We start from the raw sequence: 13,513 nt of genomic DNA on the forward strand, positions 1-13,513 counted from the left end.
AAGTGCCCGTACACTTCGCATGCGCAGCACAGGTAAACAAAAAACGCCCGGCTGAGGAGGGCCGGGCGGGACAATGAGGTACGGATGTTTTCTAAAGGATATGGATGTTTGTAAGGTAGACACGTTAAAAGCCCAACCCGATGGCCAAACCTCTGGTTGCATTCGGGTAATTCATGAGCATTGTGGCTGCGCCGCTGGTCAGGTTAACTGAATAAAGCCTGGTACTGCCGGCAACCGTAAGCAGTGCATAAGCTTTACCACTTGTTCCGCCGATATCAAAGCCATTTTCAGCGGTGATTTCTGCACCAAGGTTGCCCACTTCTACAAGGGTTCCGTTATTCGGTGGCGCCTGGGTGTATAATTTATCTGTTGTTGCGTCAATGTCAAACAATACCGTTGTTGTTGCACCTGCAAAATTGTTGGTGTAGGCAGCACCTGAAACTGCAGGCATACCTGGATTTAACCCGCCATCGATTGCCGAGGTAGTACCATCAACCGGGTTCAGCCTAAGGTTTTGCCCGGTATTGCTTACCAGGCGGATCCGGTCTACTGTGGGGTTAAAGTCGAAGCCGAAGGTAGTACCTGCAAGCTGTGGTGCAAAAGGAGCTGTTCCAACTACGGTGGCTGCGCCTGTTGAAGTATTAAGGGTATAAAGCCGGCTTGTACTTCCTAGTGCGAAAAGTTGCCCGGTTGCAGGGCGCATATCTACACCTAAAATGTTTTCTCCGGATTGAAGACCGGTGATGGGTTTGCTTACGGGTGCCGTAGATGAAAGAAAATTGAAGATCTGGAGGTTGTTGGCATTGTCGATTGCGTAGGCAACCGGGGCAGAGGGGATGGCCAGCCCGATGATTGCAGTAGAGAGCTTTCCAAGATCGGTAGCTTTACCGGTAGAAAGATCAACCTGGTATAAGCCTGCATCTGTTCCCATTCCGAAACTTGCCAGCGCTACCGAATTATCTGGCGAAATATCGAACCCGCCATCTTTGCCGGCCTCACTGGTCATGCCAAGCGAACCAACCTCTACCAGGGTTCCGTTATTTGGTGGATCCTGCTTGTACAGCTTGCCACTTACAATATCGATATCGTAGAGTGTGGTAGTGGTAGCGCCGGCCATGCTGTTGGTATAGGCAGCAGCCATTACAGCAGGAGCGCCCGGGTTAAGGGCTGCATCAGTTGCTGCAACACCACCCGTCTCGGGATTTAACCTCAGGTTCTGCCCGGATGATGTTACCAGCCTTATCCGGTCAACCGTAGGATTAAAATCGAAGCCTACCAAATTGCCGTTAAGTGCGGGTGTAAAAGCGGCAGTACCCACCGCTGTTGCAGCACCTGTTTCGGGGTTGATCACATATAACCGACTGCCGGAACTTACGCCAAACAGCTGGCCGGTGGCCGGGCGAAAATCGATGCCCACGATTTTTTCGCTACCTGCAAGACCCGTTATAGCGGTTGTGCTCATTGCCGTCTGGCTGGCGTTTGCGTTGTACCTGATCAACTGGTTTGCGTTCGACAATCCATAGAACATCATATCCGGCTTAAGCACCGGGTTGCTGGTGTCGGTTTTCTCGCAACTGGTAAAAAGCATTGAGCTGCCCATGGCAGCTAGCAGGAATAAACGACTAAAATATTTCTTCATTTTGGTTGTTTTAACAATTAACCCAATTACGAAAGAAGGCCTGCTTAGGATTTATTATTACAGAAATGAGTTGCCGGTTTTATGTTCAGCCATTCAGAAACTGGATAAGCTTCGGCGCACCACCTTAACGCAAACTGATTAAAAAACAGCCTTAGAATGAACTGCTTTCATTGCCTAATGATTTTTAAATTGCCCCGGATTATCAACCTGGCATTATGCAACATCTCCCTGTTCGTAAGATCATACACATCGACATGGATGCATTTTATGCATCGGTTGAACAAAGAGATCATCCTGACTACCGGGGTAAGCCAATCGTTGTAGGCGGTCTACTTGAGGGTCGCGGTGGAGTAGTGGCCACAGCGAGTTATGAAGCCAGAAAATTCGGCATCCATTCGGCAATGCCGTCAAAACGCGCAGTTCAGCTTTGCCCGCATGCCATATTCATACGGCCGCGCTTTGATGTGTATAAGCAGGTGTCAAAACAAATAAGGGAGATTTTTCACCGGTATACCGACCTCGTTGAGCCCTTGTCACTCGATGAGGCTTACCTCGATGTAACCTTCGATAAGCAAGGCATTGGCTCGGCCCTCGATATAGCCCGTAAAATAAAGCAGGCAATCCGGGATGAACTGGGGCTTACTGCATCAGCAGGTGTTTCTATAAATAAGTTTGTTGCCAAGATCGCATCCGACCTTCAAAAGCCCGATGGGCTCACTTTTATCGGCCCATCGCGCATACAGATGTTTATGGAGCAATTACCGGTAGAAAAGTTTTTTGGCGTGGGTAAGGTTACCGCGCAAAAAATGAAGAACATGGGGCTACATACAGGTCTTGACATCAAGGCCCTTATGGAGCATGAACTGGTGCAGCATTTTGGTAAAAGCGGTCACTTTTACTATGCCATTGTTCGGGGAATCGACAACCGGACCGTAGAACCAAATCGCGAAACAAAATCCATTGGTGCTGAAGATACCTTTCCGCACGACCTTACCGAGCTCCCCGATATGTTTGCTGAACTTGACAAAATAGCGCTTGTTGTTGAAAAGCGATTGGAACGTTATGGTTTTCGTGCAAAGACGCTTACATTAAAGATCAAGTACAGTGATTTCCGGCAGATTACCCGCAGCTTTTCTTATCCGCAACCCGTTGAGCATTTCGACATAGCTGAGAAAGCAAAGTGGCTGCTGGAGGCAACGGCTCCACAGGGTAACAAGATCAGGTTGCTTGGAATCACACTGTCTAACTTTTCCCAATCGGCCGTGCCGCCGGGCAACACAGATGCTCAGCTTCCGTTGTTTCCACAGCCTTAAGTGCCAGGTGAGCGAGGTTGTGGATCGCAGCAGGTGCAATCCTCAATAGCTTAAAGCAGAACTGATCCAGGTATGTGTTGCTGGCAGCATTATACAGCCTGCCAGTAATGCCTATGTGATGGTATCTAGCTTACTTTTTTATGAGGTGCGAGACCAATTTTGATAAGCCTGCCAGCAATCATCCGGGGCAATGTATGCGCATTATCAGGTTTATGCCCCTATTAAAATTTCGAAAAGCAGACCACCACGAATAAAGCTGCATCCATGCTGTATACTGCCTGCACCCCGCTATAAATGCGTTAGTTTAGCACATCAATCACAAATCGCCGCAGCATGCAAAAGTGGTTTTTTACCCGTGTTGTTTTACCCGTTCTTGTTTTATCAATGGCACTGCCGGCACTTGTTTTTAGCCGGCAAAAGCAATTGCCTGCTTTCCCCGGGGCAGAAGGTTACGGCGCATATACACCCGGTGGAAGAGGTGGAAAAGTGTATATCGTAACCAGCCTTCAAGACTCAGGGAAGGGCACCTTTCGCGAGGCATGCGAAGCTGATGGCCCGCGGATCGTTGTGTTTAACGTGTCGGGTATCATTGACCTGAAGAGCCCATTGGTAATTACCAAACCGTATATCACCATTGCGGGCCAAACAGCTCCGGGCGATGGCATTTGTTTAAAGCGGAGAGAGCTGAACATTTTTACCCACGACGTTATCGTGCGGTATATTCGCTCCCGCCCGGGCGATATATCTGGTGCGGAGATGGACGCCATCAGCGTTGGCAAGGATGCACATGATGTTATCGTGGATCATTGCAGTGCCAACTGGTCGGTTGACGAATGTCTCTCGCCATCCGGTGCCATATACAATGTTACGGTTCAGTGGTGCCTCATAGGGCAGTCGCTGCAAAAAAGTGTACATCAGAAGGGCGCACACGGCTTTGGCTCACTGGTGCGTGGCATTGGCGGCATAACGCTTCATCATAATTTGTGGATCAACAACACCGCGCGAAATCCACGACTGGGCGATAATTATAACGAACCACCATGGCCCACGATCGATGTACGCAATAACGTAATGTATAACTGGGAGCAAATGTGCAGCGGAATGACCGGTGGAAACGTTAGTGCCAACTATGTATTCAACTACCTGAAGCCCGGACCGGCAAGCAGCAAACGTGCACCCATAATACTCACCGAAACATCTAAAGTAAAGTTTTTCCTGGAGGGCAATATTGTTGAGGGCCGGCCGCAGTTTACCCGTAAGCCCGAAGCCATGTTTGAGGCAGGGGTTGAAAAAGGGCTGAAATTATTTGAAGTTGTCGCCACCCCGTTTAAAACAGCACCCGTTAAAACCAGCAGCGCACAGCAGGCTTATAACGATGTTTTGGTAAGCGTTGGCGCAAGCCGCCCGGTACGCGATTCAATAGATGCCTTGTTGATAACACAGGTGCGGACAAACACCGGCAAAATGATCGATACCCAGGAAGAAGTGGGTGGATGGCCCAATTACAGGGTGGTTAAGCTACACGTTGACCAGGACGGCGACGGTATTCCCGATGCCTGGGAGAAAGCACAAGGATTAAACCCTGCAAACAGGGCCGATGCAACGGCGCTTGCAAAAGGTGGCAGTGGTTATACAAACATCGAAGTTTATATCAACGCGCTTTAAGTAAAAAGCTGGCCGATGCACAAGGGAGTCCTTTCAAATGCAAGCCATGGCGTCACACGAATCTGGTCCAGGAATGGATCCCGCTTCGCCAATAATTTTTTTTGGTACGGGCAGAAGTATCTCAATGGGGCTCCGGTTGTGTCACTCCCTTGTACCGCATCAATGCTATTCACCCGGTTGATTGCCGGGAAAGTTGATTGGTTTACCTCCTGGCAACCTGGCTGAAAACAGTATGGGTTCAACCGTAATGGCCTATTCCTTTCGTGGTAGCACAAATTCCCATTTTAGCTGGTGGTTCTGATGTTAACGCGCCGGGTTTTCCACAAGACAGAAGCTGGAAGGTCACGGGTTGAAAACCTCTAAAAACTTCCCTGATCAACATACGTTTCTGATCGTTACACCCTGGCTTAACCGATATTAGAATCGATCTTCTATAATCTCTTTGTTGCATGCGGCTCCTGCCATTACACCTGCAGCTACTGCTGTTGCAACTGTACGAAAGGGCGTAGTGTTGTCGCCACAGGCAAACACACCTTCAACTGTTGTTTTTTGAAGCATATCGGTTTTCAGGTGTCCATGTTCGGTAAGTTCGCAACCCAGTTGTTGTGGAATATCGCAGCTTTGCGTAAAGGCCGGTCTAGCATATATTGCCTTTATCGAAGTTGATGTGCCATCACGAAATACAATGCTGTTGATGTGACCGTTATCGTGCTCAAAGCGCTCTACTTCATGTTCAACGATACGAATATTGTGCTTTTGCAGTTTTGCTGTTTGTTCTTCTGTAAGCGTCGACTCTCCGTTGGTAAAAAGGGTTAGGTCGCTGGTCCAGTTCCGGATCATCTTTGAAAACTCAAAGCCATAGTCCCCATTGCCCAGTATGCCTGTTTGCTGGTGTTTCACTTCGTAGCCATGACAGTAAGGACAATGGATCACACTCGTTCCCCAGCAGGCTGAAAAGCCGGGTATCTCAGGCATAATGTCTTTCACCCCGGTAGCGAATATTAATTTGCCGGCGGTAAACGTACCAGCTCCGTTAGTATCAACTTCAAAGCCGTCTGCGCTTTTGCGGCCACCAGTTGCAAGTGCTGTTACGAATGCGATGGTATCATAATGGCTAACCTGTTCCTTTGCCAGGGTTGAAATTTCAGCCGGTGTTTTTCCATCTTGTGTAAGAAAGTTGTGTGAATGTGGGGTTTGCCTGTTGCATGGTTTTCCATCATCTATTACCAGTACATTCCTTAGTGCCCTGCCCAGCGCCATTGCGGCCGAGAGCCCGGAATAACTTCCACCGATGATGATTACATCGAAGTTCTTTTTTGTTGTCATTCAGTTAAGCGTTTAGGTATTAAGGTTGAAGCCAACTCAGCAACAAGCATAAGGATGGATGTTGTTGATCGTGGTGTAAAGGTAATGAATAATTTGGCATTTGCAACATTGTTGCAAAAGTGAGAATAGCGCTCATCACTCGTCTTCCCGACAGAGACTCCTTCTTCGTCGGCAAGGCAAAAACATCACGTCCCATCACTCATCTCTCATTACTCATCTCCCCGATAGCAATTCCTCTTTCGTCAGAATGACAAAAACATCACGTCCTATCACTCATCTCTCATCACTCATCTCCCCGACAGCTATTCCCCCTCGTCGGCAAGGCAAAAACATCACGTCTCATCTCTCATAACCCAGACACGGATTACTCCTTCGTCAGAACGACAAAAACATCACGACTCATCACTCATCTCTTCTAACCGGACTCCCCCTCGTCAGAACGACAAAAACATCACGTCTCATCACTCATCTCTCATCTCCCGACAGTGATTCCTCCCTCGGCAGAATGACAAAAACATCACGTCTCATCACTCATCTCTCATCACTCATCTCTTCTAACCGGACTCCCCCTCGTCAGAACGACAAAAACATCACGTCCCATCATTCATCTCTCATCTCCCCGACAGTGATTCCTCCCTCGGCAGAATGACAAAAACATCACGTCTCACCACTCATCTCTCATAACTCATCTCTACCTCCGGGATCCCTCTTTCGTCGAAACGACAAAAACATTACCTCTCATCACTCATCTCCCCGAAACGGATTCCGCCTTCGTCGAAATGACAAACCATCACGTCTCATCACTCATCTCTCATCACTCATATCTACCTCCGGGACTCCTCCTTTGTCGAAATGGCTCATCTCCCCGATTGGGAAAAAAATCCAAAATCTGAATACTCCCATTGCAATTTATCTGAATTACTGTCGTTTTAACTACTGTTATTAAATGACCCGATCTAAAACCATTTGATATCTAATCGCAGCATTGCGACGGTATCCGGTGCTAATGGACTTCCGGCTAAAATTGATAAATCCGTACCAACATGAAAAAAATGTCAATGCTGCTGTTGCTGTTGCAGGTAGCAATCGTATCGAAAGTTTGCAGCCAAAGTGTGGCCATCAATGCAAACGGCGCAACCGGTCATTCAAGTGCAATGCTTGATGTGGCCTCAACTACAAGTGGAATTCTCATACCACGAATGACCCTGGCCCAGAAGGTCGCAATCGCCGGTCCAACCGAAGGTTTGATGGTGTACCAGACAGATGGCGTTAAAGGTTTTTACTACTACAATGGTTCCGTATGGACGCTGCTTTCACTGGCATCAGCTAATCAGTGGGCAACTACCGGTAATGCAGGAACATCATGGAACACCAACTTCCTGGGTACATCGGACAACGTTAGCCTGCGTTTACGTACAAATAACATTCAACGTTTAATTGTCGACAGTTTAGGAAACATGGGGGTAGGTACATCATCCCCTTCGCACAGGCTACAGGTATCATCAGCTGCAAATCCCCTGGCCCTTGATGGTCTTCAAACCGGTTCAACGGCAGACAGTATCTTAACAGTTTCCAATGGTGTTGTGAGAAGATTATTGCCATCGGCACTCACCCCATCTTCCAACGCATGGGCACTTGCAGGAAATACCGGTTCGCTAACCAGCCGGTTGGGTACCACCGGCAATTTTGACCTTCCGCTGATTGCCAACAATACCACACAGATGACCATAACCGCTTCGGGCAACGTTGGCATAGGCAGCACGGACTTCGATGTTGATCAACCTGAAAAATTGCTTATTGATGCCGGTACTACCGCAACAAATAACCTGATTGGAGCATATGCCAATATAAATAGTTATGCACAGATCGGAGTGCAAAATACCAACCCTGGTAACAACGCCAGTTCCGACATCGTAGCTACCGCAGATAATGGAACAAATACAACGAACTATATTGATATGGGTATCAATAGTTCCGGTTACGCAAATAACGCTTCCAACATTTTGAACCGCCCCAACGTTGGTTACTTATATACCAATGCAACATCCGACTTCTTTATCGGTAACGGTGCAACAGGGCAGGGAATGGTGCTTTTTACGAATAGTGGCGCAGCAGGCAACCTTACCGCCAACGGTAATGAAGCAATGCGTATAGATGGCAACGGCAACATCGGTATTGGCGGAACATCAAGAAACAACCAGGGCATTGTTACAACCAATCCTGAAAAGCTGGTGGTTCAGGGCAACATCGTTCCAAGAACAAACAACACTGGTACCCTTGGCACCGTAACCTATAAATGGAATGCTGTTTATGCTACAAACGGAACAATTCAAACATCAGACAGCCGCTTAAAGACCAACGTACAAAATCTGAACTACGGTCTTAAAGAAGTGCTTGCCATGCAACCGGTAAGCTATAACTGGATTGAAAATCCAACAGCCGGTAACAAAATAGGTTTGATTGCACAAGAAGTAAAAAAATTGGTTCCTGAAGTAGTTGCAGGCGATGAAACAAAAGAGAAACTAGGGATGAACTATGCAGAATTGGTCCCTGTGTTGATCAATGCCATCAAAGAACAACAAAAACAAATTGACGGGCTTAAGGCGATCGTTGCCAATCTTCAAAGGTAGTAAGCCGTGGTTCAAGGTTGGGTAAGCAGGTTGTTCAGCTTTTTTGACCCTGCTCGAGGCCGCAATGATTTTCAAATCATGAAAAAACGTAATCACCACCTATCAAACAATATAAAGCAGTTGCTCTCTTAAGTATCAACCCACAAGCGAAATAAACTGACCATTACAACTTAATAATACAGGGAAGAGACTGTAACCATGGAACTCCCATTATTATATATCATATGAGTCAACCAGTAGCAAAAAGTATCGACATCTTCTTAACCCTCGATCAATTGGTGGTCGAGGGTTATTTCAACAAACACGATCCGGCTCCAATTTACAAGCGCCAGCTTAGCCACCACTTTCTGGAGTATATCATGACGTCGGTGAAGTCAGCAAAAAGGCATTCTGTTATTTTTTATAAGCTCAAGTGTAAAAGCGAACTCGACAAACAATACGCGGAACCTGTGATGTATGCTGTAAGGAGCCACTTCAAAGAAAAGCTCGAAGAAAGGATGTACCAGTTCACAAAGTTCAAGCGCCGGTCTTGGCTGGTACTTGCAATTAGCATTTCTGTCGTAGTCATTTTTCATAGCATCCTTCCTTTTATCATCAATGAAGAAAATGCTGTCCACACCGGGCTTGTAAATAGCCTGGATATCTTTAGCTGGGTAATGTTGTGGCACCCGATTGATGAGCTTATTTTCCACTGGAACCCACATCTAAAAGACATTTCACTATTGAGAAAGCTGGCCAACTCCGAAGTAATCCTTCTTGCCAATAACGACAAAAAGGTTGTCACTGAGAGTAAGCTAATCTACCAAAATGATAGTGGTCTTATTGTCAATGGTGCTCATCGGCTCTCACCTGATGCCGAAAAGATAAAAGAGGTTCGCGACCGTGCATTGCTGTAATGCAGATCCGGACGAGTTCCTTACAAATGCAGATCAACTAAGTATTGACCTGCTAGTACCAGTCACGATCATGTTACACGCTCTTACAAACCTCAAAACCACCCGCAGCTATGCACGTTGAATATAATACCGCTATAATTATGATAGGAAATATCTTCCTTGACGCTCTTTGGCAATCATGGTGGCTTTATGCACTTTTTTCAATAGGTGCGATTACAGGTATGGCAATCTTTTTTCAAAGCCGGATCAATAAACTAAAGTTTCACAAAGCTGATCTCGAAAGACAGGTACTTGAGCGCAGCGGTTTGCTCGAATATGCCCGCCAAAGCGAGGAGCAGGCACGTGAACAGGCTGAAGCAGCTAACCGCAGTAAAAGCATGGTGCTCGCAAAACTAAACCACCAAATTCGAACACCCATGAGTTCGGTGATCGGTATGGCTTCGCTCCTGAACGATACTCAACTAACAACTGAACAGCGTACGTATACCGACAATATCCTGGTATCCGGCGATGGTCTGCTCAGCGAGATCAACGACATACTTATGAAGGACATCCTCGAGTATTCGAAATTTGAGTCCGGTAAAGAATTGGACTGCAAAGATTTTGAACTCCGCAGGTGTATTGAGGATGTTTTCGAAGTGTTTGCTTCCAGGTCAGCAGGTACAGGGCTGGATCTGATATACCTTATCGATGACAATGTTCCGGGCCAGGTGGTAGGTGATGCACTACGGTTGAAACAGGTATTAATGAACCTTGTTGATAACGCTTTCAGGTTCACCTCAGCAGGTGAGATTGTTATTGCTGTTCACCTGGTGGGCCACGATGAAGAAGGGCGTGTAATCCTCAGCTTCGAAGTGCGTGACACGGGTAACGGAATTTCTACAAGTAAACAACTGAAGCTTTCGAAAGAACTGGCAAATAATGATCCTTTATACCAGTATGAAATCATGGGGGTATCACTCATCATTTGTAAAAAATTAATCGGTCTGATGGATGGTAAACTGCAGGTTGACAGCAAGCCGGATGATGGCTCTACTTTCAGGTTCAATATAAAGGCTGGTGTTAGTCACCAACGTTTGTATGCCCAAAAGCATGACCAGATGGCCGGCATTGAAGGCAAAAAGGTGTTGGTGGTAGAAGATAACCTGACACTCTGCAACGTTCTGAAAAACGAACTTGCACAATTAAAGCTGAAGCCGTCTTTTACAACAACGGGTGAGCGGGCTTTGGAAATAATCGACCGTTACGGCGACTTTGATCTGGTGATTACAGATAATGATCTTGGCTCCATTTCAGGTATCAACCTCGCGCAATCCATTCGTAAACACCATCCTGACTTGCCTGTCATCCTGTTGGGTAAACACGGCTGTCACAGTCATCATCAGTTCCCTTCCTTGTTTGCTGCAGTAATTCCAAAACCGTTGAAATACCATGTGTTCTGCAACGAGGTCTCAACTGCCCTGAAGCAGAAGAAAAAGGAGGGTGCGCCTGATCAAAATAGTGTCAAACAGGTTTTGTCCGAGGATTTTGCACAACAGTATCCATTAAACATCCTGCTTGCAGAAGATGACCTGATGAACCAGCTTTGGATCACCACGGTGTTGAATAAACTGGGCTATAAGCCAACCACGGTGAAGGATGGCAAAGAGGTATTGGAGATCGTCAGCCAGAACAGTTATAATATCATCCTGATGGATGTGCAGATGCCGGAGATGGATGGCCTTGAAGCTACCCGGATGATACGGCTTTGTATCGATGTACAACCCATCATTATCGCTATGACCGCCAACAACCTCCAGGGTGACCGCGAAGAATGTCTGAGAGCCGGGATGGATGATTATATCAGCAAACCATTGAACCTTGAAGAACTGGCCAAAATGCTCGAAAAATGGCACCAGGCATCAAGTGGTGTTAACCATCAATATGCCGGAACGCTCGGTTAGTTGGATTATATCGGGATAAACTTTTCATACAAACGGGCATAGCAATCTACATTGATTTATTACGATAGGAGATCAGGTGCAGTCTAAAAAACTGCACCTTTTTTTATTGTACAAAACCCATTATACATGCGGGTTCCGGCTTTCCATTGGGAGGCATGTAGCAGAACCTCTAATTATCAAAATGGGTAGATGCAAAGTTTCCCTCAGCCGATAGCCGGCCATGCCCTTTCGCCGGATCATTTCGGATATCGGATTAGAGGATAGAACACGGCGTTCCCTTTTCTGCTAATCTCCTATCGGCTGTAAATGGTTAGCCCGCTTATCCAAAAAGCAAGAAAGATCCTTCTAGCATGGTTCCTAATCAGCAGGCACCTTCAGCCATTAAAGCTTCGAACCCTTCCGTTTCGATGCACCGAACCCTGTGTGATTTTCGTGGCGCCGGGCGATGCTCTTTTCAGCATAGGGCAGCTTTCCTTTCCTCTTTTCAAGAACTTCTGCTAGAAAGTTCCTCCATATTTTGCGCCATTTGAAACGCCCAGAAGTATACGCTTGTCGCTTCCTCGCATCTGGTTTAATCTAGTAATTGTAAGCCTGGTTTGGGAACTGTTTACGGAAAAATTGGGGTGACAACACCTGCAGGGGCGAGACAACACCTGCAAAGCCCGGCAATGTTGGAGGTGACAACACGTGCAAGGGCAAGAGACAACACCTGCAAGGGGAGCGACAATACCTCCAGGGGTGATCGAAAGTTGCAGGTGACAACACCTGCAAGGGGAGCGACAATACCTCCAGGGGTGATCGAAAGTTGCAGGTGACAACACCTGCAGGGGCGAGACAACACCTCGAGCGATGGGAGAAAGTTGCAGGTGACAACACCTGCAAAGGCCGAGAGACAACACCTGCATGGGCGGGTGAAGTTGCAGGTGACAACACCTGCAAGGGCAAGAGACAACACCTGCAAGGGCGGGTGAAAGTCGGAGGTGACAACACGTGCAAGGGCAAGAGACAACACCTGCAAGGGGAGCGACAACACCTCGAGGGGTGATCGAAAGTTGCAGGTGACAACACCTGCAGGGGCGAGACAACACCTCCAGCGATGGGAGAAAGTTGCAGGTGACAACACCTGCAAAGGCGGGTGAAGTTGCAGGTGACAACACCTGCAAGGGCGAGACAACACCTGCAAAGGCGAAAAGGCAGGTGAAGTTGCAGGTGACAACACCTACAAAGGCGGGTGAAGTTGCAGGTGACAACACCTGCAAGGGCGAGACAACACCTGCAAAGGCGAAAAGGCAGGTGAAGTTGCAGGTGACAACACCTGCAGGGGCGAGACAAAACTTGCAATGGCAGGTGAAGTTGCAGGTGACAACACCTGCAGGGGCGAGACAACACCTCCAGCGATGGGAGAAAGTTGCCGGTGACAACACCTGCAAAGGCGGGAGACTACACCTGCAGAGGCGAGCGACAAGACCTCCACGGCCAGGTCACTGCGGATTACCAACTACTCTCCAAACCCTCCGCATCTCATTTCTCCGCCGTTATCTCTCTTGAACGCTCAGCAACTCACTACCTCAATACCCTAATACCCCAATACCTCAATACCCTAATCGCCTCAATACCCCAATACCTCGATACCTTAATACCTCAATACCCAATACCTCCAATACCCAATCCTAACCTTCTCCTAACAAAAAAGGTCCTTCCCCTGTGCAATAAACTTACACAAGGGAAGGACCTTAATTTATTTTCTCAGGAACAGCTGAACTACAATACCATCACTTTGATTACCGCTAAGCCTTGTGGCTTTTGCACCTGTAGTTCATAAGTGCCTGCAGCAAGTTGCTGAGCAGTATTAATGCTATGGAGGCTGGTTCCACCTGCGTATTTGATGATGCCCGAACGGATGGCCTGGCCGCTGCTGTTTACCAGTTTGTAAGGGTAACTTCCCGCAACTTCTCCTTTAAACACGAGGTTGATGGTGCCGCTTTGTACCGGGTTAGGGTAAACGGTTAATCCGCCTTCTGCACTGGCCATATTTACTTTTACAATGCCGCTATAGCTTTCCTGGCCATTAAGCTGGATGGTCTTCACCCTGTAGAAGTGG

At 47.4% G+C, this 13,513-nt stretch carries 10 protein-coding genes; 6 read left to right on the top strand and 4 right to left on the bottom strand.

All coding sequences use genetic code 11. The features are described 5' to 3' along the window. Window positions 1–124 precede the first annotated feature (124 nt). Complete coding sequence (locus tag EXU57_RS23430) at window positions 125–1,639, bottom strand: DUF4394 domain-containing protein (protein ID WP_133270700.1); 1,515 nt, start codon at window positions 1,637–1,639, stop codon at window positions 125–127. A gap of 215 nt (window positions 1,640–1,854) precedes the next feature. On the opposite strand from EXU57_RS23430, the gene dinB reads away from it, so the two are divergent. Together dinB and EXU57_RS23440 are read left to right on the top strand one after the other, a co-directional pair. Beyond that, window positions 1,855–2,952 (top strand): DNA polymerase IV, encoded by a 1,098-nt coding sequence (dinB, locus tag EXU57_RS23435; RefSeq protein ID WP_133270701.1) that lies wholly within the window; start codon window positions 1,855–1,857, stop codon window positions 2,950–2,952. 333 nt (window positions 2,953–3,285) lie between these two features. Further along, entirely contained in the window at window positions 3,286–4,617 is a 1,332-nt protein-coding gene (locus tag EXU57_RS23440) for a polysaccharide lyase family 1 protein (RefSeq protein WP_133270702.1), read from the top strand. Between the two features lie 417 nt (window positions 4,618–5,034). Here EXU57_RS23440 and EXU57_RS23445 read toward each other — a convergent pair whose 3' ends face one another. Further along, complete coding sequence (locus EXU57_RS23445) at window positions 5,035–5,943, bottom strand: NAD(P)/FAD-dependent oxidoreductase (RefSeq protein WP_133270703.1); 909 nt, start codon at window positions 5,941–5,943, stop codon at window positions 5,035–5,037. 1,043 nt (window positions 5,944–6,986) lie between these two features. Here EXU57_RS23445 and EXU57_RS23450 point away from each other — a divergent pair. The 3 genes from EXU57_RS23450 (at window position 6,987) to EXU57_RS23460 (ending at window position 11,412) form a co-directional block, all read left to right on the top strand. Further along, the gene (locus tag EXU57_RS23450; protein WP_133270704.1) at window positions 6,987–8,573 is read left to right on the top strand and encodes a tail fiber domain-containing protein; all 1,587 of its coding nucleotides are present in this window, start codon (window positions 6,987–6,989) and stop codon (window positions 8,571–8,573) included. 224 nt (window positions 8,574–8,797) lie between these two features. Beyond that, a complete protein-coding gene (locus EXU57_RS23455) occupies window positions 8,798–9,469 on the top strand; it encodes a hypothetical protein (RefSeq protein ID WP_207955592.1) in 672 nt (223 codons plus the stop codon). Between the two features lie 140 nt (window positions 9,470–9,609). Continuing rightward, complete coding sequence (locus tag EXU57_RS23460) at window positions 9,610–11,412, top strand: response regulator (RefSeq protein ID WP_165958270.1); 1,803 nt, start codon at window positions 9,610–9,612, stop codon at window positions 11,410–11,412. Window positions 11,413–12,019: 607 nt separating this feature from the next. Here the strand turns inward: EXU57_RS23460 and EXU57_RS23465 are convergent. After that, on the bottom strand, window positions 12,020–12,541 hold the full coding sequence (locus EXU57_RS23465) for a hypothetical protein (RefSeq protein ID WP_133270706.1): 522 nt from the start codon (window positions 12,539–12,541) through the stop codon (window positions 12,020–12,022). On the opposite strand from EXU57_RS23465, the gene EXU57_RS23470 reads away from it, so the two are divergent. Then, on the top strand, window positions 12,526–12,960 hold the full coding sequence (locus tag EXU57_RS23470) for a hypothetical protein (protein ID WP_133270707.1): 435 nt from the start codon (window positions 12,526–12,528) through the stop codon (window positions 12,958–12,960). The two genes, EXU57_RS23465 and EXU57_RS23470, sit on opposite strands and share 16 nt — an antisense overlap. A 213-nt stretch (window positions 12,961–13,173) precedes the next feature. Here EXU57_RS23470 and EXU57_RS23475 read toward each other — a convergent pair. Next, on the bottom strand, window positions 13,174–13,513 hold a 340-nt coding region (locus EXU57_RS23475; RefSeq protein ID WP_133270708.1), incomplete at its 5' end, for a T9SS type A sorting domain-containing protein.

The sequence above is a fragment of the Segetibacter sp. 3557_3 genome (genome assembly GCF_004354985.1).
Classification (GTDB): Bacteria; Bacteroidota; Bacteroidia; order Chitinophagales; family Chitinophagaceae; genus Segetibacter.

Coding starts and splice junctions, on each gene's coding strand:
- EXU57_RS23440 (WP_133270702.1), top strand. CDS start 3,286: ATGCAAAAGTGGTTTTTTACCCGTGTTGTTTTACCCGTTCTTGTTTTA.
- EXU57_RS23430 (WP_133270700.1), bottom strand. CDS start 1,639: ATGAAGAAATATTTTAGTCGTTTATTCCTGCTAGCTGCCATGGGCAGC.
- dinB (WP_133270701.1), top strand. CDS start 1,855: ATGCAACATCTCCCTGTTCGTAAGATCATACACATCGACATGGATGCA.
- EXU57_RS23450 (WP_133270704.1), top strand. CDS start 6,987: ATGAAAAAAATGTCAATGCTGCTGTTGCTGTTGCAGGTAGCAATCGTA.
- EXU57_RS23460 (WP_165958270.1), top strand. CDS start 9,610: ATGATAGGAAATATCTTCCTTGACGCTCTTTGGCAATCATGGTGGCTT.
- EXU57_RS23455 (WP_207955592.1), top strand. CDS start 8,798: ATGAGTCAACCAGTAGCAAAAAGTATCGACATCTTCTTAACCCTCGAT.
- EXU57_RS23445 (WP_133270703.1), bottom strand. CDS start 5,943: ATGACAACAAAAAAGAACTTCGATGTAATCATCATCGGTGGAAGTTAT.